Source organism: Alloprevotella tannerae ATCC 51259, assembly GCF_000159995.1.
GTDB lineage: Bacteria > Bacteroidota > Bacteroidia > Bacteroidales > Bacteroidaceae > Alloprevotella > Alloprevotella tannerae.
Genome location: NZ_GG700643.1, coordinates 1,004,325 through 1,026,383, shown reverse-complemented (window position 1 = coordinate 1,026,383; position 22,059 = coordinate 1,004,325). Strand labels below are relative to the sequence as shown.

Annotated in this window: 20 protein-coding genes and 1 tRNA gene; 3 read left to right on the top strand and 18 right to left on the bottom strand. The window is 45.2% G+C overall.

What is annotated here, in order from left to right:
- Positions 1 to 2 precede the first annotated feature (2 nt).
- The 3 genes from GCWU000325_RS10225 to GCWU000325_RS10215 form a co-directional block, all read right to left on the bottom strand.
- Complete coding sequence (locus tag GCWU000325_RS10225) at positions 3 to 1,226, bottom strand: site-specific integrase (protein WP_006256554.1); 1,224 nt, start codon at positions 1,224 to 1,226, stop codon at positions 3 to 5.
- A 371-nt stretch (positions 1,227 to 1,597) separates the two neighbouring features.
- A tRNA-Ser gene (locus tag GCWU000325_RS10220) sits at positions 1,598 to 1,682 on the bottom strand.
- A 284-nt stretch (positions 1,683 to 1,966) separates the two neighbouring features.
- Entirely contained in the window at positions 1,967 to 2,644 is a 678-nt protein-coding gene (locus GCWU000325_RS10215; protein WP_006256552.1) for a hypothetical protein, read from the bottom strand.
- A 331-nt stretch (positions 2,645 to 2,975) separates the two neighbouring features.
- On the opposite strand from GCWU000325_RS10215, the gene GCWU000325_RS10210 reads away from it, so the two are divergent.
- The 3 genes from GCWU000325_RS10210 (at position 2,976) to GCWU000325_RS10205 (ending at position 5,026) form a co-directional block, all read left to right on the top strand.
- Positions 2,976 to 4,214 carry an IS4 family transposase gene (locus GCWU000325_RS10210; RefSeq protein ID WP_040599648.1) on the top strand — a complete coding sequence of 413 codons (1,239 nt, stop codon included), beginning with the start codon at positions 2,976 to 2,978 and terminating at the stop codon, positions 4,212 to 4,214.
- Between the two features lie 184 nt (positions 4,215 to 4,398).
- Positions 4,399 to 4,530 (top strand): hypothetical protein, encoded by a 132-nt coding sequence (locus GCWU000325_RS12535; RefSeq protein ID WP_262480467.1) that lies wholly within the window; start codon positions 4,399 to 4,401, stop codon positions 4,528 to 4,530.
- A 100-nt stretch (positions 4,531 to 4,630) separates the two neighbouring features.
- Positions 4,631 to 5,026, top strand: coding sequence for a DUF5991 domain-containing protein (locus GCWU000325_RS10205; RefSeq protein ID WP_154646646.1), 396 nt, complete (start codon positions 4,631 to 4,633; stop codon positions 5,024 to 5,026).
- Positions 5,027 to 5,103: 77 nt separating this feature from the next.
- Here the strand turns inward: GCWU000325_RS10205 and GCWU000325_RS10200 are convergent, their stop codons facing one another.
- The 15 genes from GCWU000325_RS10200 to GCWU000325_RS10130 form a co-directional block, all read right to left on the bottom strand.
- Positions 5,104 to 5,991 (bottom strand): helix-turn-helix domain-containing protein, encoded by an 888-nt coding sequence (locus GCWU000325_RS10200; RefSeq protein ID WP_154646645.1) that lies wholly within the window; start codon positions 5,989 to 5,991, stop codon positions 5,104 to 5,106.
- Positions 5,992 to 6,641: 650 nt separating this feature from the next.
- Positions 6,642 to 7,403 carry a YaaA family protein gene (locus GCWU000325_RS10195; RefSeq protein ID WP_006256546.1) on the bottom strand — a complete coding sequence of 254 codons (762 nt, stop codon included), beginning with the start codon at positions 7,401 to 7,403 and terminating at the stop codon, positions 6,642 to 6,644.
- A gap of 6 nt (positions 7,404 to 7,409) precedes the next feature.
- Positions 7,410 to 7,871 carry a peroxiredoxin gene (locus GCWU000325_RS10190; RefSeq protein WP_006256545.1) on the bottom strand — a complete coding sequence of 154 codons (462 nt, stop codon included), beginning with the start codon at positions 7,869 to 7,871 and terminating at the stop codon, positions 7,410 to 7,412.
- A 75-nt stretch (positions 7,872 to 7,946) separates the two neighbouring features.
- Entirely contained in the window at positions 7,947 to 9,035 is a 1,089-nt protein-coding gene (locus GCWU000325_RS10185) for a nucleotidyltransferase domain-containing protein (protein WP_006256544.1), read from the bottom strand.
- 7 nt (positions 9,036 to 9,042) lie between these two features.
- Positions 9,043 to 10,983, bottom strand: coding sequence for a polysaccharide biosynthesis protein (locus tag GCWU000325_RS10180; protein ID WP_040599646.1), 1,941 nt, complete (start codon positions 10,981 to 10,983; stop codon positions 9,043 to 9,045).
- Positions 10,984 to 11,008: 25 nt separating this feature from the next.
- Entirely contained in the window at positions 11,009 to 12,355 is a 1,347-nt protein-coding gene (locus tag GCWU000325_RS10175; RefSeq protein WP_040599644.1) for a DegT/DnrJ/EryC1/StrS family aminotransferase, read from the bottom strand.
- Between the two features lie 43 nt (positions 12,356 to 12,398).
- Complete coding sequence (locus GCWU000325_RS10170; RefSeq protein WP_040599822.1) at positions 12,399 to 13,055, bottom strand: PglD-related sugar-binding protein; 657 nt, start codon at positions 13,053 to 13,055, stop codon at positions 12,399 to 12,401.
- Between the two features lies 1 nt (position 13,056).
- A complete protein-coding gene (locus tag GCWU000325_RS10165; RefSeq protein ID WP_006256537.1) occupies positions 13,057 to 13,665 on the bottom strand; it encodes a sugar transferase in 609 nt (202 codons plus the stop codon).
- Positions 13,666 to 14,174: 509 nt separating this feature from the next.
- Positions 14,175 to 15,329 (bottom strand): glycosyltransferase family 4 protein, encoded by a 1,155-nt coding sequence (locus GCWU000325_RS10160; protein WP_006256534.1) that lies wholly within the window; start codon positions 15,327 to 15,329, stop codon positions 14,175 to 14,177.
- A 3-nt stretch (positions 15,330 to 15,332) separates the two neighbouring features.
- Positions 15,333 to 16,442 (bottom strand): glycosyltransferase, encoded by a 1,110-nt coding sequence (locus GCWU000325_RS10155; protein ID WP_006256533.1) that lies wholly within the window; start codon positions 16,440 to 16,442, stop codon positions 15,333 to 15,335.
- 34 nt (positions 16,443 to 16,476) lie between these two features.
- Positions 16,477 to 17,388, bottom strand: coding sequence for a glucosamine inositolphosphorylceramide transferase family protein (locus GCWU000325_RS10150; RefSeq protein ID WP_006256532.1), 912 nt, complete (start codon positions 17,386 to 17,388; stop codon positions 16,477 to 16,479).
- The gene (locus tag GCWU000325_RS10145) at positions 17,379 to 18,266 is read right to left on the bottom strand and encodes a glycosyltransferase family 2 protein (RefSeq protein WP_006256531.1); all 888 of its coding nucleotides are present in this window, start codon (positions 18,264 to 18,266) and stop codon (positions 17,379 to 17,381) included. The genes GCWU000325_RS10150 and GCWU000325_RS10145 overlap by 10 nt, the downstream gene beginning before the upstream one ends.
- Positions 18,267 to 18,670: 404 nt before the next feature.
- On the bottom strand, positions 18,671 to 19,714 hold the full coding sequence (locus GCWU000325_RS10140) for a glycosyltransferase (RefSeq protein ID WP_006256529.1): 1,044 nt from the start codon (positions 19,712 to 19,714) through the stop codon (positions 18,671 to 18,673).
- Between the two features lie 8 nt (positions 19,715 to 19,722).
- Positions 19,723 to 20,883, bottom strand: coding sequence for an EpsG family protein (locus GCWU000325_RS10135; protein ID WP_006256528.1), 1,161 nt, complete (start codon positions 20,881 to 20,883; stop codon positions 19,723 to 19,725).
- An 11-nt stretch (positions 20,884 to 20,894) separates the two neighbouring features.
- A complete protein-coding gene (locus tag GCWU000325_RS10130) occupies positions 20,895 to 22,055 on the bottom strand; it encodes a glycosyltransferase (protein WP_040599642.1) in 1,161 nt (386 codons plus the stop codon).
- Positions 22,056 to 22,059 lie beyond the last annotated feature (4 nt).

The window sequence follows — 22,059 nt, the reverse complement described above, 5'->3', positions numbered from 1 at the left end:
TATTAAACGCCCATTGCCGTATTGAACTTGCCGAGCTTGCCAGCCAGTTCTTCCATATCATGCTCTATCTTCTTGTTCGTGATACGCGCGTAGATTTGGGTGGTTTTTAGGTTGGTGTGCCCCAGCATCTTTGACACACTTTCCATCGGAACGCCTTTGCTCAGTGACATCGTGGCAAACGTGTGCCGGGCAAGGTGGAAGGTCAGGTTCTTCTTGATACCGCAAAGGTCGCCAATTTCCTTGAGATAAGCGTTAATCTTCTGGTTTGTAAGTACCGGAAGGAGCTTACCGTCCCGATAGGTCTTATGCCCATATTTGGCGATGATGCGCTTGGGAATGTCAAGGAGCAGCACATTGGTCTCCACGTTTGTCTTCTGACGTTTGGTCATGATCCATTGCTTGTCATCAAGCGTAACGATGTTGTCCGGCGTAAGGTTGGACACGTCTATATATGCCAGACCTGTAAAGCAAGAGAAGATGAAAATGTCCCTTACCAGTTCCAAGCGATGGATGCCGAAATCTTTGTTGGCAATCTTCATGATTTCCTCGTCCGTGAGGAAGCCACGGTTTACCGGCTCCAAGTGGAAATGGTGATTTATGAACGGGTCGTGGTTCAACACGTCCATCCTCCTTCCCAGTATGGTGATGGTCTTGAAAGTCTTCATCGTTTTCGTGGCCGTATTGGGATTCTGCCCGGCGGTTGTACGCAAATAAACGTCAAAGTCATGAATGACTGTGAATGTCAATTCGGACAGGCGAATGTCATTGCGTTTGTACTTTTCATACAAGAAAGCCGCGAAGTGTTTCTTACAAACATTGTATTTCTGCAATGTTGCCACACTAACCGATACGCCGACCTGTTCCTGTATGTCCGTATTATGCTTCTCGAAAAGCTGCATGAGTGTGCAGACATTGTCCTGCCTGCCAAGATACTCGGACTTGATGCGTTCCAAGCACAGGTCGTTCGTCATTTCCAACTTGCGATAGATGGTTTGCAGGTCGTTTTGGATGCTGTCCAACTGCAAGTTCATACTTAGGGCTTCGGTATTGCGTCCTTTCACCCGTTCTCGCGTACTGTCCCATTGGTTCTGTTCAACGGCGACTCCGGATGAACCTATGCACAACCGTTCGTTGTTAAGGTAAATCCTCAACATCACCGGGGTCTTGCCCTCCTTGTTTACATAGTTGCTTCTGAGATAGAAGACTGTTCTGAAAATTGATTTCATACATTGACTGTTTTTAATTGTAGCCGGGTTCACGGGAAATTGTATTCACATTGAAAGGTGTTTACTGCCTGAATGGTTGGAATAAACTTCCGTATACCCCGCTGCAAAGTTCCACATAATCATTTGAATAACAGCAATATATAAGTACTCTAAACAATCTCTGTACGTACTCTTGGTTACAATTTTTATTCGGTTCATCTTTTTGTAACCAGATTGTAACCGTAGGAGAGTATTTTGGGCGTTTCGGCACCCTCCTTACGTACTCTGAAAAAACGTGTAAGTATAAAACAAAAGTATCGTAACTTGTTGAAGCTACGATACTTACTGGTTTTGCGAAGCGTTTTCTGAAGTCTTTTCCAGAGTACTTCCAGCGGAGAGAGAGGGATTCGAACCCCCGGTGCCTCTCAGCACGGCGGTTTTCAAGACCGCTGTAATCGACCACTCTACCATCTCTCCTGAAGGCAAAACTTTAGTCTACCCGCCTCCTAATTGAAAGCGGTTGCAAAGGTATAGACATTTTCCGGGACTACAAAATATTGAGAGAGCAAACTTTATATTAAAGCACATTTTTAACTAAACAATACATAGATAGCTACCGTATGCACTCCTTTGAGAGGCTTTATCCATTATCGTTGTGGTCGAAAAACTCTTTAGAGATGTACCCTCTTTTGTTAGAGGGCGGATGAAAGACGAGATGAGTTTATCTCATCACCGCTCAGACTTTCCTCAAAAAAGGGCGTTTATTCGAATCTTATTGATTTGACCAAATCTAGGATGTAAGAGCCTGACGTACCATTGTCGTAGGCATTTATGACACAAACTTTCTCCTTTCTCTTATCGGTAACGGAGCAGAAACGCCAGTAAAGAGTTTTACCTTCTTTCTGAAAGCGCCAGACACGAAAAACACAGGTATTACCGTTTATATTCTCCCTACCCTCTGCAACCAGTTTGGGAGATTTGTCTTTAAGGCTTTCGAGTGTAAGCTTTTCCAAATTATTATATACTTTTGTCTTGAAATCATCCGATGTATAAAATGAATAAATGCCCAGAGATCCCACGGCATTATGCTTCAGTTTGAATACTATATCATCGCCTAAGTCCTTACTGACATCCTGTTTCTGACAGACAAAGCCTTCCGGTATAGTGAAAATAGCCAGTCCGTTTGTACGTTGGTTGGGTGGTAATTTTCTAGTGAGCATTTCTCTTTCCTGTCTAGACTGTGGTGTAAGGGCTTTTAGCCCGATAAAAAGACCACAAGCAATTCCTATGATGACGATAAGCAAGATGAGACTCATCCACTTTTTTTTATGTGTATTTGCCAATAGCCCATGCTGTTTGTGGGTAACCATTTCTTTTTTGTTGTCGGCCTTATTGCCTTGTATCTGCGTCTCAGCAGACTGTTCAAACTTCCTTTCCATCAATCTTATATCCTTTCTTTGTGATTCTTGTTCCTGTGCAGTCCTGTGCAAGCCTGCATAAATGACAGAGACCGGCCTCCGTCATCTGCAAAGAGCTTCTATACTCTTTTTCCGGAATATCGAGACAAATATAGTAAGATCTATCGACTTTTCGCGATGTTCATTGACTTTCAATCTAACTTATATGTCTGATAGGAATTATTGCTGTCCGATAAAAGTTTTTTGATTGATATGCCGTTCTTTTGGAGAGGGCAAAAAGTAAAGGGCTGATTTCGTTTTGTAAAGTCAGCCCTTAATGGTTAATTTGTATTCGACAAAAAAACATTTAACCATGGGTAAAAGTACACATTTTAGCGGACAGCCGCTCTATTCTCAGATCATAAAATTGTTGAACAAGTCCGAAATCCTCCGCATAAGCAGCGAACAGGGCGCAGAACGCTATGTCAAGAGCTTTGACGCTTGGACTCATCTGCTTGTGATGCTTTATGCCGTCATCATGCGTTTCGACTCTCTACGTGAAATCACCGCGTCCCTTCAGGCCGAGGCCTGTAAGCTGCGCCATCTCGGCATCTTCAGGATGACTTCAAGGAGCACTTTGGCGGATGGAAACAAAAGGCGTTCGGAGGCGGTCTTTGAGGCCGTTTATAGGGATTTATACGCCAAGCATCGTCATCTTCTTTCTTCGGACAGCCGGTTGTGCACAAGAAAAAATGAACCGAAATGGATGAAACGGCTGAAGATAATCGACTCCACAACGATTACCCTCTTCTCCAACCTGCTCTTCAAAGGCGTAGGCAGACATCCCAAAACAGGTAAAAAGAAAGGGGGTATCAAAGTGCACAGTATAATCCAAGCCAACGAGGGAGTTCCATCGGACATCCGCTTCACTTCCGCAGCCACCAACGACTCTTTTATGCTCTTGCCGGCCACGTTGAACAGGGGGGATATCATTGCCATGGATCGTGCCTACATCGACTATGCGAAGTTTCAGCAGATGACTGAGCGCGGCGTCGTCTATGTCACGAAGATGAAGAAAAACCTGCAATACACGATAGAGGAGGATGTCATGTGTCAAACGCCGGAAGGGGTGATGCAGGTTCGTGTACAACGGGTTACTTTCCGAAAGAAACTCAAGGGCGGTTCCAGCATTGTCCATCACGCACGCATCGTCACTTATGTCGATGTTCAGAAGCGCAAACTCATCTCCCTCCTGACTAACGACATGACCTCGGACCCGCTCGAAATCATGGATATCTACCACAAAAGATGGGCCATAGAGTTGTTGTCCAAGCAGATAAAGCAGAACTTTCCACTCAAATACTTCTATGGAGAGAGTGCCAATGCCATCAAGATACAGATTTGGGTAACGTTGATCGCCAACCTGCTGCTCATGATAATGCGGAGGAGGCTCATACGCTCTTGGAGCTTTTCGGGGTTGGCCACAATGGTCAGGATAACACTGATGTACTATGTGGATTTCTACAGCCTCTTTAATCATCCCGAAAAAGATTGGGAAGCATGCCTGAAAGAAGCGGCCGAAAGCCCTCAAATGCCTTCGCTTTTTGATTAGGGGGGGCTTGGAATGCCAAAAAGAGAACCTCAACCGCATTGTTTCAGCGATTGAGGCGGTCTTTCCTACTCTTTTTGACGTTTATCGGACAGCAATAGATAGGAATTAAGTACATAGTATATGCCTTGTGAAGTCGGCAGTGAGGCGCGAAAAGAATATTTAGGTTGCCAGATAAGAAAAATTAATGGCAAGAAGAAATGTCGCTCCCACCCTTGTAGGAAAGAAAGCATCTGCCTATATTTGTCTTATCTATGAAGAAAGCAAAGAAAAATACGGTTATTTCGTGTCTGTTGTTGGTGCTTTGTATGACCTGTAATGCTCAACGGAGTCTTGCGGGGCAACGGATAAAAACCGAGCAGAAAAAGGCTCTGCCGCAGTATTCAAGGGTGCAGATTCCGGAGGATAGTATAGCATCTGTGAACAAGAAGAAAACACTTGGATTTAAGGTAAAGGATGCCAGCTGGCAGGGAACTTATGAATACTATCTACAGGCATCAGAGCTTCCGCCGGTCTTTGTCGGCTACACGCTGGATATTAAACGAAACAGTTGCATCTTCGAGGGCAATGGTCAAATGGTCACATTCCGCATACTTTGTGCCGTAAAGAGCGAGTCGGAGAATGAGTTAACATTGGTTTATGGTCGTTCATTGAGCGAAATGAACAGCTTGTCTCAGTCATTACAACGCTCCCCTTCGTTGGTAAAACTGTATCGGCATAATGGGAAATATTATCTTCAAAGTCCCTGTATCGTTGACAAGAAGGGCAGAGCTAATGTGAAGGTAGCTTGTGAGAAACTGAAGGCATCCAATTAAAGCAAAAATCTGCTTTCACAGGTGAATACACTTGTTGAAAGCAGATTTTTTCTTCATTTCAACCCAAACGGGGGCGACTAAACATTTTTTATTTTCCCGTTTCGATAATCCGAGGGAGAAATACCTGTGGCATTCTTAAAATACTTACCCAAGAAACTTTGATTAGGGAAGTGCATGCGCGCCGTAATTTCCTTAATGGATAAACCCGTGTTGCGCAAGAGCGATTTGATCTGCGTAAGCGCGAGCGACATGAGCCATTGCCCGGCCGTCCGGCCGCTTACGGTCTTTACGATCTCTGATAAATATTTGGAGGAGAGCCCCATTTCGTTGGCATACCATTTCACTTCACGATGCTCCATATAGCAAGCCTGCGCCAGGTTGATAAACTTGTCAAAGATTACGTAGCTATGTGCGGAGTGCTGCATCGCTTCCGGATTGCGCTTGGCCAGAAAATCGCAGACGTCAAAATAGAACACGCGCATCAACATCAAAATGGCTTCTTTACGATAGCCGTGCGACTCGTTTTTAAGGCGACGAATGAGGGCTGCAAAGCTCTCAAAGAGCCAAATCTGTTCTACTTCTGAAAGATGAATTACGGGATTCCGCAAAAGATAAAGCAAGAAGGGCCAAAGGTTTTGCAAGCCCACAAAGCTCTCTTTGCAATACTCTTGAGATACTAAGACAATGCGCCCGCGAAAGTCCTCGCTCGGCCGGCATTTTTCAAAGACTTGCTCACCAAAACCCACCAAGAAATCGCCGGGTCCCATCTCATACGCCTTCCCGTTGAGCACGAAAGAAGCGCTACCCCGATTGCAGTAGCAACAAAGCATAAAACCCAATTGAAGGGTCTTGCCCGTAAAGGCTACGTTGCGAAAATTATCGAGTATGATCAGGTTATTATCTGTATCGGGTGCTCGGAGGCTGGCATAGGGACGCACATCGTCCAAGCTGACTTGCATTAACATCTCAAAAGTGTTTAATTCTAATTTGCGTATAGGCAAAAATACGCTTTTCAGCACTACAAAACAAATTTCCGGAAAGGATTTTAACACCAGCGGTTCAAACCTTTTCGGCGCTTTATTTCCACGCTGCTTCTTGTCATTCTTTTTCTTACACGCTGAAAACTGATTCCACTATATTATAGTTTGAAAATTTCACGAACAAGTCTAAGATTTTCAATACATATAAGCGCATATTCCCCTTTCAAAAATCGAATAAAAATAATGTACAACAAATATTCTCGACAAAAAAGGCTTCATATCACATCATCAGCAACCAATAGATGAAAATGCCATCGCTCGATGCAACCCGAAAGGCTTCATACTACTCCACCCCGGCTGCCGGCCAACTAACGCAGCCGCTTATTTCCAGTCTGTTCAACGCTATTTGCGGCCGACATCTCCCATCTTCTACCTTTTTCATCACGAGCGCAAGCCTTTTTTATCACGAGCACAAGCAGTTTTCATCGTGAGCGCAAACCTTTTTTATCGTGATAAAAATTGGCGAAAGTAAGTCTGCACGAGTCAAGAAACAAAAAACGCCGTTCGACTTCGTAGATCATACGATAGTCAAACGGCGTTAGAAGGTAGTCGTTTTCAGTGCGACCGGCGTTTCGTCAGGCCTCTCTCACGAAATGGGGGAAGGCCGGTTCGCCCAAATGGGGCGCATAGGAAAAGCCTTCGTAAGTAAAGTCGGCCAAAGCTGATGGTTGGTCAGCCGCAGTTTGGAGCAGATGACGCACCATAGCGCCGCGGCAGGCTTTTGCCCAAACGGCTTGCACGTGCAGCCGGCCCTGCTTGCGAACATAAAAGAGGGGCTTGATCACTTTTACTTCACGGCTGACGCGCGCCCAATTGAAGAGGCGCTCATATTCGCCGGTCGAAAGGTGGATCAAAATGCCGTCGTCGGCTTGTACGGCACGGATGAGGTAATCCGTCAACTTATCGCGCCAAAAGCGATCAATGGGTTTGTCGTTTGTTGCTTCCAAGCGCACGGTGTACTCCATTCTGTACGGCACGATAGCATCCATCGGTCGCAACAAGCCGTAAAGGAAGCAGGTGATGTACAAATGTTCCTGCGCAAAGGACAGGGCGGCCGCATCGAGCGTGTGCGCCATCAGCGCTTGATAGGCGCGCCCGTTGTAGCCCATTATGGCAGGCATCTTTTCGGCTAAAAAGAAGTTTTGATAGCGCTGTTGATTCTCTAAAGCCAACTGCCGGCTACACCCCAGCTGCGCTGCCAGCTCGTCAAGATTGAGGCGGGCCATTTCTTTTGCGAGCCGATCAGCCTCCGCCTGAAACGCAGGAACCGTCAGCGGCTTTGCGGCGACTTCCGTCGGGCAAACCATCATCTTCGCATTGGCCAGCAGGATTTGCATAGGGGCTTATTTGTTGATGTAGTCCAAAATTTGTTCGGCGTGAATCTTAGTTTTGATTTCTTTAGGCGTGAAGATCTTTTCGACGATTCCCTCTTCGTTGACCAAATAAGTTGTGCGAAGAATGCCGAGCGTGCGACGTCCGTAGTTGACTTTCTCGCCCCAAGCACCGATAGTTTGGAGTAAGGTCGTTTCAGTATCAGCGATCAGGGGGAAATCAAGCCCCTGTTTGTCGGCAAATTTCTTTTGTAGTTCTACTCTATCCTTGCTCACGCCGACGATAGCATAGCCGGCAGCAGCCAATTCTTCTTTATGCGCCTGCAAAGAACAGGCTTCGGCCGTGCAACCTGGCGTATTGGCTTTCGGATAAGTATATAAGATTATTTTTCGCCCGCGATAGTCGCTTGCTTTTATCTCTTTACCATCTTGATCTACACCGAAAATCTCGGGTATTTTATCTCCTACCTGCATAATGTTTTAATTAGTCGAATTGTTTTATGATTGTCTGTGTTGTATATTGAATGGAGCGTTTAATGCCCCAAAACTTTATTTCTTCAAACCCAACAAAAGGGAGATACGATGCGGCAGTCCGCTAAACAATGCGGCACGTATATGGCGCGGGGAAAGGGCGTAGAAGAGTCTATAATGGCGGAGCTTGATTCTAAACGTCTCCCAATAATAACTCAATCCGCTGCGCACGGCGTGGTGCTTGGCTTGCTTACCAAAATTACCCCCCAAAAAGACAATGCGCAAGATGTCTTGCTCGTAGCGTTTGGCCTTCTCGGATATAGGTAAAGGAAAATCTTCCGGCGGCAAGCCGAGTTTATCTATAAGTATCCACCCGACAGCCTCAAAAGCGAGCGTAAAGTTCAGGACCTTGAGATGCTTTTGCAAGGCCGCGCGATCTATTTTGTCGCACAAGGCGTGGAGCAACACTGCCACGTCGCAAAACTGGCGCAATCCGACACCAAGCTCGACCAAATGAAGATATAGGTGCAAAAAAGTATAGAGCACATTGAGCGTTGGAGCGAGCGTGGGTACTTTTAACCCGTTCACCTCTACAAAATCAGTAGGTGTATCGCTTAAAAGCCGCTCCCAATAAAGCCGATCTGCCTTTGTGTTGAAATCCAACATTTCATAGTGCATCTCAAACAAGACCTTCCCGTGATTGAACTCGATGGCGTGCTCGCCGGCTTGGCGCTCAAGCTTGAGTTTCCATTCTTCCTGAAACACTGCGACAGCGGCATCGAACGACGACGGAGGGCAATAGAAATCTATATCACCCGGCGTGCGCTCTTCCGGATGCGGATAAAGCGCGGCCAAGGTTTGGCCCTTAAAAACGAAGAAGGGGAGTTTTTTTCTATGCATCACGTTGACCAGATTAGCCAACTCGTGCTGCAAGAGTGCATTGGCTTGCGCCACGCGCTGCGTAAAACCGAAAGCCATCAGGGTATCACGCGGCGTAAGCGGAAACTGCCGACGCACTAATTCCCCAAAAATGAGGCCGGCTACCGTTTGCTGCTTAGCAACTTTAGACAATCGTGCAAAATCTACAGACTCGCGCAACTCTTTTTCAACAGGATGTCCCCACAAAGCATTGCGCAGCAAGGCCAAGAGCACTTGGATTGTCGTCATAATCTGTTCAAGAGGGAGTTTGGGCGTGATCGAGTGAAGAATAGACGGAATTTTTGCTAAGAAACTCGGGCACGATGGCCTTCATCTTGCACACAATGGTCATATCGTCAGCCGTGCGCGCCGTCTGAATCAGTTCTTCTATCTTCTGCTTCACATCGGCGTAATCGTATTCGCGCACCTTGGCAATGCGGATCTTGTCATTAAAGGAGGGAAGTGTGCCCTCTTTATCGTTCAAGACTTCTTCATACAATTTTTCTCCGGCGCGCAAACCGGTATATTCGATCTCGACATTCGTAGCACCGGAAAGGCGAATCATACGCTTGGCCAAATCGGCAATGCGGACGGGTTTGCCCATATCAAATACGAAGATCTCGCCGCCATTGCCTTTCGTGCCGGCCTCCAAAACCAGTTTGCAGGCTTCGGGAATAAGCATGAAAAAGCGGATAATATTGGGATCTGTGACGGTAACCGGACCGCCGGCGCGGATCTGCTTTTCAAAAAGGGGGATGACGGAGCCATTGGAACCCAAGACATTGCCGAAGCGGGTCGTAACAAACTGGGTCGTGCCTTTGACTTTGTTCTCTTTTTCTGCCTTGTCAAGACTTTGCACGTAGATTTCGCAAATTCGCTTGCTGCATCCCATTACATTGGTAGGATTTACGGCTTTGTCGGTAGAAACCATCACGAACTTCTTCACGCCAAACTTGACGCTCAAGTCGGCTATTATCTTCGTGCCGTTGACATTGTTGAGGATACTCTCGCTCGGGTTGTCTTCCATCATCGGCACGTGCTTGTAAGCGGCGGCGTGAAAGACGTAGTCGGGACGAAAGGCGGAGAAAATCTTTTCCATCCTTATCTCGTTCGTAATGGAGGTGACGATAGTCGAGACTTTAATGCCCGCGAAGTCGTGCAACATCAACAGGCGTATGTCGTGTTGCGGTGTCTCTGCTTGGTCGATAAGCATCAATTCGGCCGGCTTCAGCAAACTGATTTGCCGAACCATCTCGCTGCCAATGCTGCCCGCAGATCCGGTAATCAAAACGCGCGTGCCGGCTATTTCTTGACCTACACTCTGCATATCAACCTGAATCTCGTCGCGCGGCAAAAGGTCTTCGATGCTGATCTCCTTTAGCGTCGCTTGGGGTATGCTTTCTGAAGAGCCGTCCCACTCGCGCGCGCCTTCAGTCATATATATATGTACGCCGGCATTGATCAAAAGGTCTTGCAACTTCTCGTTACTACGAAACTCATCGTTGCGCAAGGGAGAGATCAGAACGGCTTTGATCTTCGAATCTTTAATGATTTCCTCTAAATCACTGTCTGCTTGGTAGACGCGCTGCCCCATTAAGAAGATGTCCTTCAGTGTGGGATCGTGAGAAATAAAGCCTTTGAGGCGAAAGCGCCGAGGCTTCTCGTTGTTTATATTTTTCGCCAAACCTATACCGCCATTCTTAACGCCATAAATCAAAGCGGCAGCGGCGCCATCACTATCAAACGCCGTATCATAAAGCATCTTGACGATAACGCGAAAAGCCCACAACAAAACCGTAGCAACTATATAAATGGCCAAGATATGGCGCGTATGAAGCGGCAAGAACCATTTATTACCTTCCCAAAAGAGGATCGGATAATGTAAAATCAACACACAACCACAAGCCAAAGCCATCGCGTAGCCCACACGCTGTAAATCAATAAAAGAGGAATAGCGAATTACACCTGAATAGGTATGGAAAACGCGAAATCCCAAGACATTGAACACCATATAAAGAAGCAACGTGTATGTCAGTGGGACGAAATGAATCATCGTATTGTAACCTCTGAAGAAGAGGAAGAACACAAAAATCCCGGAAAGATAGCAAATCAGACAATCAATGAAGAGTACACACCAATAAGGCAGCGAATCTCGCCTGAAATACCAATTGATGAGTTTGTTGAAAAAGTCTTTCATAACCACCATTATAATTAGAAGTTGCTTAATCTAATGCCGCTTTTATCTCGGCCACGATCCTTTCTACCTCACTTTCGCTCACGCAAGGGCCGGACGGCAGGCAGAGGCCGCGGCAAAAGAGTTCTTCGCTTACGCCATTAACATAGGCGGGACTTGTTTGATAAACGGGCTGCTTATGCATTGGTTTCCAGAGTGGGCGACTTTCTATGCCTACCTTATCTAAAGCTATGCGCAAGGCTTCTACGTTGGCCGCAGGTTCACAATCGGTGTGGATTTGCCCCGTAGTGTGCACCACGCCCGCAGCGCCACCGACAGCGCCTTCAACTGCCTGCGTGTAAGTCTGCGCTTGACCTTTGATTTTCAACTCAGGCGCTAAGAGAATCGTATTCAGCCAAAAGTTTGAATCACATTCTCCATCAGGATTTCCGTGGAAAGTTATACCATCAATCTTACTAAATGCCGCTTCATACAAGCGAGCCACGCGGCGATGATGAGCTATATGTTCGTCAAGCACAGTCATTTGTCCGCGACCTATACCGGCGCAAACGTTGCTCAAACGATAGTTGTAGCCAATCTCTTCGTGCTGATAGTAAGGAAAGGCTTCGCGCGCCTGAGTCGCGAAAAACATCACGCGTTGCTTTGTCGCAGTGTCGGGGCAAATAAGTGCACCGCCGCCGGAGGTAGTAATCATCTTGTTGCCATTAAAACTCAGTACGCCAAAGCGGCCAAACGTCCCGACAACCTGACCTTCATAGCGCGAGCCCAAGCCTTCGGCAGCGTCTTCCAAGACAGGAATGTCGTATTTCGCCGCCACGTCCATAATCTCGCGGATCTTGGCCGGCATACCATAAAGATATACAACGATGATAGCTTTAGGTTTCCTGCCGGTCTTCGTAATACGATCTTGTATGGCACGATCCAGCAGTTCCGGATCCATATTCCAAGTTTCCCGCTCTGAATCGACAAAAACAGGAACAGCCCCTAAGTAAGTTACGGGATGGGAACTGGCGCAGAAAGTAAAGCTCTGACACATTACCTCATCGCCGGCTTTCACCCCCAAAGCGATTAGTGCCAAATGGATGGCTGCCGTGCCGGAGCAAAGCGCCACAACGCTCTTGTCCTGCAAGCCAGGTAAGCTATCAAGCCATAATTGTTCCGGATCATCACAATGCGCCATAATGCGCTGCGGGTAATCCTCGTCATCAAAGTCTTTTTTGGCATCAACGGACTTCACGAAACGTGCCAACTCATCTTCGAAAGCATTGACATTGGGGCCCAAAGGCACCACCCAATTGGTATCAAATGCTTCTTGAATGTACTTCATCTCATTGCCGCTCATATGAGCTAAGCATAAATACGTACGGTTTGCCATCTATTTTTTGTTTTTAGAACAGCTACAAATCTTTTTTGATAGGCTATCTCGCTTTCAAACTATGCGAAATTGCCGGAATCCCCACATATAAGCCTGGGGATGTTATATCATTCATAACGATAGCGCCGGCACCCACTTTAATGCCATCACTTATCGTTTTATACTGCACAACAGACGCTTGCATTCCGAAGAAATTATTCGACCCTATTCTAACGCCACCGGAAATACGAACGCCGGGCATCAAACTATTAAAATCTTTCATCAAGACATCGTGGCGCAAACTCACATCGCCGTTCAGCAAGTTAAAACTGCCGATATTAACATTACAAGACAACTGACAATAAGGGCAAATAATATTCCCCATACCCATCATAAATGTCTCCGGATGCCAAACATCAACAGTCGGGTCGACTATATTAGGGAAGGAAATATGGGGATTTTGGATCTTCTCATACACATTTCTAAGCACCTCCGGATTGCCTATTGCTATGACCAAGGCTAAATCGGCCGGATATTGATTTAGTTCAGCTATACCACCTAATATTTTTCCAAATTCATTGGTTGATCCTTTCTCTCGACCATCGTCAAAAAAACCAATAAGTTGCCATTTCGGAGACGGTAAACTCGCATTTATCCGCTCAATGACGCAAGCGGCCTCTCGCCCCATTCCTCCGGCCCCAAAAACAGCTATACATCTCATCTCAGTTTGTCCCATCAAAAGCCTCCATTGTTGCCTGTCCTTCCTGCGAAATTCCCTCGCGTTTGAGGACAGATTTTATTGTATAATAAATGACCTTCAAGTCTGTCATTAACGAGAGATGATCTACGTACCACACATCGTAGGCAAACTTCTGCTTCCAACTGATGGCGTTGCGACCATGGCATTGCGCCCAGCCCGAAATTCCGGGACGAACCTCGTGGCGGCGGGCCTGCTCCGGCGAATAGAGGGGAAGGTAGCGAACGAGTAAGGGACGCGGGCCGATAAGCGACATATCGCCCTTCAGGACGTTAATAAATTGAGGCAATTCGTCAATGGAAGTGGAGCGAACGAAGCGGCCTACGCGTGTCAAACGCTGCTCATCGGGGAGCAACCTGCCGTTTGCATCACGCTCATCGCTCATGGTCTTAAACTTAATCACGCGAAAAATCTTCGCATGTCTGCCCGGACGCTCTTGTAAGAAAAAAGCACCACCGCCTTTATTCGCAAAATGCAGCCAAAGGGTCACGATCAGCAAAAGCGGTGCAAGACAAATCAAGGCCACCAATGCTATAATAAAATCGAAGCAGCGTTTAAAAAAATGTTTGTACATACGTAATGGTTGATAAAGCTGAAGATCGTTTGCAAATCGTATGCAAGCCGTTAAAGTCCGACGAGGCTTAGCGACAAAACTTATATGTTTCTACTATTGAAGCCGAAATAATAGCTATTTTATATAGCGAAAAAGCGTATTCTGCGCTGATATTTGAATGCGGCGCACTGCATCTTGTTTCGTTTGCCGGCAGCAAACTATCGTTTGGTGGGAACAAACCATTGTTTGCCAGAGGAAAACTATCGTTTGCCGGGGCCAAACAATGAAGTGAGCAGTGCTGTGTAGCGTTATATGCGTTGAAAGTTTTCAGAAAAGTTGTTGTCCGATCAATTGAAGCCGACTATGTGCCAATCAAACTGCGTACATTAAAAGAAAAGATGTGATGAACAAAGTCTCGAATGAGCCGGTAATCCACAGAAAGAAGAGATAGATGAGCGCACAAGGAGTATCAGAAATACAATGATTTAGAGAAGGATCTCTACTTGCGCCACGCGGATCTATTCTTTTATCTATAGGCGATCATATTCCTCGCGCAATGCTTCCCAGACGGCACGTTGCTCATAGCGAGAGAGAATCATCGGACGCGCATTGCGTGCTAAATCGCAGACCAAGGGTCGATCTTGCAGGAAACGCAGCATAGCTTCGTAGAGGGCCGCCTCATCGCGCGGCGGAATCAGCAGTCCGTTGCGGTCAGCCTCTACGATTTCGTTGCAACCCAAAATGTCGGTAACGATAGCAGGAAGTTGCATCGCGCCGGCCTGCATCACGACATTGGGAAAGCCTTCGCGATAACTCGGAAAGGTCAAGGCATCGGCCGCCAACAAATAGGGGCGAACGTCTTGTTGATAACCAACGTAACAAACTGCGGGCGATTCTTTCAAAAAGGCTTCATTCTCGGGTTGTAAGGGATCTAACTCGCTCTCAAACCTGCCGACCAAGATTAGTTTGCAGTCGGGCTGCTCCCGTACCAAGCGTCGCATAGCAGCAGCCAATTCGTTCATCCCTTTATCGCCCACGATTCGTCCGATAAAGATGAATGCAAAATCTTCGGGGCGAAATCCGAGCGAGCTGCGCATACGAGAGCGAGCATCAGCTCCCTGCGTCGCTTCAACGGCTGCGGGAGAGAAATGCTGTGTATCAATACCATTTATATTGCCGTTGAGTACGACGCGCATCGGTTTGCGCGTAATGCGGTCGGCATAGAGCGTTCGTTTCACGCCCTCGCCTTCCGGAATCACCTTCGTGGCAAATGCGCAACTCAAACGCTCCATTGTCATCAGAATTTTGCGGAAGAGTCCGCTCGCACCTTGATAACGCAAACCGGTGACGGTATAGAGGCGATGGGGGACGCGCGCCAACCAGCCGGCAATCATCGCGAGCAAACTGCCCTTGGGCGTATTGCTGTGGATAATAAAAGGCCGCTCGCGGCGAAACGTCCGGTAGAGCTGCCAAAGGCATTTCAAGTCAGGCAGCAGAGCGATCTCACGATGCATCGGCACTTCGATCGTGCGCACACCTTCACGCTCGCCGACGCTACGCAAACAGCCCGTATCGTTGGACAAGGCCACGACATCGTAATACTGATTCATATAGCGCAGTTGCCCTTTCAGAAGGCCGTCAAGACTGATGTCGGCGGTCGTAATGCGGATGAGCTTCTTTTTCATACGCTACTTATTGCTCAAAATCTTGTGATAGACGGCTTCATATCCGGCAACCATCTTGCCAATATCAAATTGGCGGGCGCGTAGGAGGCAGCGTTCGGCCGTCGTTTTATAATAGTCAGCATCCTGCCGCAAGCGCTCGATGGTCTCGGCCAAGGCTTTGTCGTCTTCGTGGGGGAAAAGGAGGCCGTAGCCTTTGGTCACTTCGCGCAAACCATTGACATCACTGGCAATAAACGGTTTTCCTCCCGACATTCCTTCGACATTGGAAAGTGAAAGTCCCTCCCAGTGGGAGGACATGCAGATGATGTCAGCCGCTTTCAAAACATTGGGGATGTCTGTGCGCAAGCCCAAAAAGCGTACGCGGTCGGTCAAGTGCAGCGATTCGACCAAAGCCTCCACCTCCGCTTGGCGTTCGCCAATACCGGCCAGCCATACTTCATAGGCTTCGCGATCCAAACGACTCAAAGCGCGTATCAAGGTATCTTGATCTTTGGCATCTCTAAAGCCGGCCACCATCAAGAATGCCGTGCGCCCACCTTTCAAACGCAGGAGTTCGGGGTCGGGAGCGGCATTATAAATGGCTTCTACATCAACTCCGTTGTTAATCGTCGTAATATTTTTATAGCGAGCAGCATCCGGGCACTGCCAATCGCCGCCCATATACTCGCGCAATTTCTTTTCTGCTATTTCGCTGATACAAACGACACTGTCGTAACGCCCATACATCCAACTTTCAATCGGCGCGTACCATTTCCAATCGCGTTTGCGGTTGGAGGTCGTATGCTCTGTAGTACATAGTCCTACTTTCCTAAACAACTCGGCAATAGCTACGAACAACTGGGGGGAAGAGTTGTGCGTGTGGACAATATCATAGTCTTTCATCAAACGATAAAGGCGGAAGATATAGGAAGGATGGTAAAAGCCCTTGCCTAACTTGTAGAGTTTGACACCGGGATTATTCGCCAGCAAGCGATCTATTAGGGGTGTCGACAAATCGTCAAGGATACAAACGTCGGCTTGATAACCGGCGGCCCGTAGACGAGTCACCAAGTTAACAACTAAGGTTTCCGCTCCTCCCACTCGCAGCGAGGTGATGACTTGAAGTATTTTCATCCTAACTTTTTAAGACAAACAACGTTCAATCAGCTTATCGAGGGCGAATGCGCGCAATCAATTTGCGCAGCCACATATTGTCGAAGCCTAAAGCATCAGTTACGATATAACCTTTATACATATTAAAGGTGTGCATACCTATATTTAACTTCGGATGAGGCGAATACAATCTTCTTGTTTCTTTGAATGTAAGTTGCTCAGGATTGAGAGAACTTATAGTAGATAGAGATTCTCCGGCGCAGGTAACTTCTTGGAGCGATACAGCATGGCCATATTGTACATTACATTCTTGAGCGGGTCTATAGTATTTCCCGTTATGAATAAAACAATCGCCTGCCATTCGAGCTAAATTCTCATCAAACTGATATTCTTTCACAAAAACATATTTCTTAAGTGACTCATCCCATTGATAGAGACTCAATTGATTTCCATTTATATTAGGACGACGGGTACAAAATAAGAATTGTTCATCTCCGATTGTAAATGGTGTTGCATCGCTAACTGCTTCATCTAATACAGAAGCAAGGGTCTCAATACGATTATCTATGGGGTAGTATTTATATAAAGTGAGCCGCCCTGCTTCACCGTTCTCTGGAAGTAAATAAACAAAATCCTCATTGATCCGAATAATAACCGGAAAACTCATATGAGTAGGCAACTCCTTAATAACGTCAACTTGTTTTAGGTGGAGACTCGCCCTATCAATCGTGAGCTTGGATATACGGCCTCGATGAAGAGCTTTCGGAAACTCTTCGACCAAAACTTGGATTTCATCTGCCGTTACGTCTAAGATAAAAGGATCAGCAAACCAAGCATCACTTATATTATGACGAACCCAATCGATGGCAATAGGCTCTCCGCCCAAAATGGAATCCAAAGAATTTCGAATAAAACCAATCGTCCAACGTTCATCGGAAAACTGCTTCACAAACTGTTTTAACGACATTTTCTCAAATCGTTTAAGTGCATTAGGAACCCTAACGGCCATGTCCAGAACCAACGCATAGAAAAGCCGACTGCGGGCACCGAACCTTTCACACAGCATCTGAAGCGAAAGTAATTGATCGCAGCTTTAAGACGGTATATAAAAGGTATCTCTTGTTGGTTCAACTCTGCATAACACATCATAGAAGATATCGGACTTTGCATCCTTATTCGAATGATATTGGCCGTTAATCCACCTGGAAGATAATCAGCCAAATAAATCACTTTGGGGATAAGACGCAACTTATACTTTGAAGCGATGCGGAAAAGTGTCAGATCTTCCGGACAGAACTTTTCTCCGGCTATTTCCGGATAAGGAAACTCGCGTAAGACTGATGTTCGGAAGACTTCGCGCATATCCCAATCCACATTGTATTGATATTGTAACTGGCGTGTATCGGCATCTATAACGTCATTACTTACATAACGGCCAATCATACGACCATCTCGATGAGCCATATAACCACAAACTCCTCCTATTCGCTCGTCATCTCTTATTTGTTCAAAATAAGTCCATACGGAATGTATTGCGTCTTCCGGAAGTTCATCATCGCTATCAAGCACCAAGGTAAGTATTCCTCCGGCAGCCTTAACGCCAAAATTGATAGCCGTATGTTTTCCTCCATTTTCTTTATGTAAATAAGTAATGGGAAAACCTTCAACCTTGTGGGATTCTTGCATTGCTTTGACCACAAGTGCCGTATCATCTTGCGAGCCATCATCAACAATAATCCATTCAAAACATTGGTCAGTTTGTCTCTGCAAACTTTTATATATTGTAGGCAGTAATTTGGCGCGATTATAACTCGCAGTCAAAATAGTTACTCGTATTTCGTCCATATCAACCCCAATTCAAGAGAAATAACATATGTTTTACCTTAAAACAATTTCTAAAAAATCCCTATTGAGGGTTCCTATCCTTTATTTATAGTTTTGCAAACACGTAGAAGCCACAAACCCAAATCATTGCTTTTGAATTTTCTTTCGTTCAGCAGAAGCAGTCTCAGTAAGACTAAATCATCAGCAAAGTTATAAAATAGTGTCTCTACAAGGAGATACCTTCGTCTCTACTTGTAGAGATTTGCATCTCTACTCGTTGATACAATCGTCTCAACAAGTAGAGACACTCAACATCCGCTTATCTATATCCCAAAAGACAAGTTCAAACTAAACATTTCAGCCTTATCTTGCGTATTGGTTTTTATTTATTCCGGCACCCAATATAATCAATACAGAATGGGACACTAACTACTCACCAGACGCGCTATGACTTTATCTGGCGACAACCACTGATCAAAGTATGCTTTAGCACCAATCTCTAATTGATGACGATAGCTTGGATTATCTTTTAGCTTCACCACAGCGTTATAAATATCCTCAACAGACTCAACAAAGTGAACATCTCTACCATGAATCAATCCTTCACCTGGCATCTCACGTGTTAATGGCGTAGATATAATGGCTTTTCCCATACATAGATATTCGGCCAACTTCCAACCATGACATTCGCAAACAGAAGGCGTATTGAAAACAAGGATACTTTCTTGGGTCTTTCGAATATAGTCGTCCATCGACAATCGCCGTTCATAGATAAAATCCTTATAAAGGGCCTTATAACGGGGATAGTCTGGCATTTCAGCCAAAACATCATCGCCATGAAGAAAATAAAGTCCGCCTTCTATCTGCAACCCGGCCTTTTTACAAGCTTTCAAAAATTCTCCGCGATACATATTGGTATCCGTTGCCGCAAAACGATTATACCAAAGAGTGGAAGCATGAAAGATATAATTATCTTTTATCTGAGTCGACCTGGTATAGTGAGATAATGGGCGTCGCCGTATATTGGTATAAAGATAATCTCTAAGATAGGTCTTTAAAGAAAAAGACGTCTGTCGGTAGCTTTTTAAATAATGGATGCAACAAGAAAATAAAGAAACTGGTAAGGAGTGTAATGTAAGTCCAAATTGAGGACCAAGAACTAATAGCTTCTTATACCGGAGAGTTTGCTCCGCAGTAGGGTTTACCTTCCCATATACATCGCACCAAGCATAGCGGTCCTCAAAAATAACCGCTCTATCTTCGGTATCAATAAAGAACTTTTTCTCCTCAATCCCATTTCTTACAATAAAGGCAAATCCACTATTATAATCTTGTATCTTCTCATACAAGAGCTTACGAAATGGAGCCACATCAAATCGGATAGTAGCCCTCTTTCTCAAAAAGTTTATGCCGTAAAGGTACCAAGATGCATAATTGTATTGCAAGCGGGGGTCTATGACAACTTCCATAAAAGAATCTATCGGTTATTGGGGTAAACAAGATTATAGAATTTGTCTCGATCATAGTTGTGATCGTACTCATAATCTTGATAGATAAAATCACCTTTCCTATAGCTATCCGAAAGAAATGTCTTATACGGACGCAACAACACCCCCCAAGCGAAGAAGATACGCAAATAAAGAACTACGCAAAGTACAGTGACGAAACTACGCAAGCCGTTCGTATTGCGATAGCTACAAAATTCAGACATCATAATCATCACACCCAAAGAGCAGTACCAAGCAATACGGCCGCCATCAGAGGAGCGGCAGAAAAAGAGCAAGACACCACAAAACATCAGATATACATTCAACAGGACCAAGCTCCGCCTATCTGTTTGTACCTTGATATAATTCTTCAACAAGACAAAGAGGAAGAGTACCGCTTCGATCACATATTCTATACGGAAACCATGTTCTGCTGTTACTGAATAGTGAGAAATTTTCGCATTTTCAGTTACACCACCTGCAACAAGAAATAAAGACTTGGTTATACCACTAAGCCCTAAAATAAACAAGAGGCTCATCACGAGAAGAATTTTTGAAGGAGCATATTTCTTCTGTGGGATGAAATATAAGAGGATAAAATAAGCTGCTGAATTATGGATCAAGGTCGCAGCCACGACAAATATAGCAAAGCGCCAAAACTTACGTTCAACAGCAAAAGGAATAGCCATCCAACAAAGGCCACAAGCTAGCACTTGACGCAGGTAAGTAAAACTAAAGAAGAACATCAGCCCAAGGAAAATGAGCAGACTGAAAAATGGATACTTCGTATGTTTATATAAAGATAAGGGCAAGAGCACATAAATCAAAAGCGTTATGAACAAGATGAAAACATATCGATTAGGTGTAAAATATCCCACAAAGCTATTCAACAAGCCATACAAAGGCTCATTTCCAAATAACAAGAGAAAATCAGAATTAAACAATCCTTTTCCCAAATGTACACTCCACGCTTGCCCTTCAAACGCTTCAGCATAAACATACCTATCATAACCACCCAGCATATCGCTAATACCGACAAAGATGCCGATAAGAAGACAATAGGTAAGGAAAAACGATTTAGAAACTTTAGGCTTATCAAAGTTAGCCCAAGCCAATAGGACCGTAACGGCGAGTAAAATAATATATTGCATAGCTTATATGCTTAATCAATAAAAGCGTATAGTTTTTCTACTTCGGAAGAATTGTCAACAATGTGAGCGTTTAAATAAGCTACATAGGATTGACGTAACTCTTTATTGGCTGCCAATTCGATAATAGCATCAGCTAACGCATCACCATTCATCTCGCATATGCTCGCGTTCACTCTATCCTCAAATTGATCATTAACAGTAGAGAAATTAGTTACGATAATAGGCTTGCACAAAATCTTAGCCTCGTCTAAAGCAATAGACTTTCCCTCGAAGCGAGCAGGGTGGACGTAAATATCGGCTGCTTTAATATAAGGATAAGGATTAGAGCGAATACCTAAAACAACAAAGCGATCCGCTAAACCCTCTTGTTCAATTCGCCTGATCAAATCCTTCTCTACCACCTTGCCAACCAACATCCATTTGAACTCTACACCTTTTTTCTGCAAAATTTTAGCCGCATCTATCGAAAAATCTGTGCCTTTTCTGCGCATAATATGACCAAGAGAAACTAACAACAAAGGGGCAATAGGTAAATCTACAGTCTCATTGGCCTGCTTGGTTATTAAGACAGGAGAAGAAATATTCTGCATTACTGAAATTTTATCCTTACAATCAGGAAAATAAGCTTTTAAAACATCTACACAAGTCTGAGAAATCGAAAGAATTTGATCTACTTTAGGATAATACAGCCTATCTGCAGCATAGTAATAGGGCCATTTGCTATAGTCATTGTGAAAAAACGTAATCTTCTTTTTCCCATCCAACTTATCTACCATATAATACAACTGCTGTTGGCCACCATAATCTATGATGAGGTCAAAGGTCAGATCCGTAAAACGCGGCATCAAATAAGCCAGCCATCTACCTGCCCAAGCCCGCGATATTTTCGACATCAGCATACGGAGCAAAGAGCCGAAGGCCAACAATAAATGACCGGTAAACAGCAAAGCACGTACCCCCCTGAGTCCACGATGAAGATTTTCTATTTCTCGATTGACGTGAACTGTAATATCCGAAGGAAGATATGGAGAAAGAATATCTCCTGCCCGATCAAGCAGAAGCAAATGGACGTCATACGTTGTGCGGTCCATCACATTGAGCAGATTAACAATGCTCTTTGACACACCGCCCGACTGCAGCGTACCAATCATAAAGAGTATTCTTTTTTTCATAATA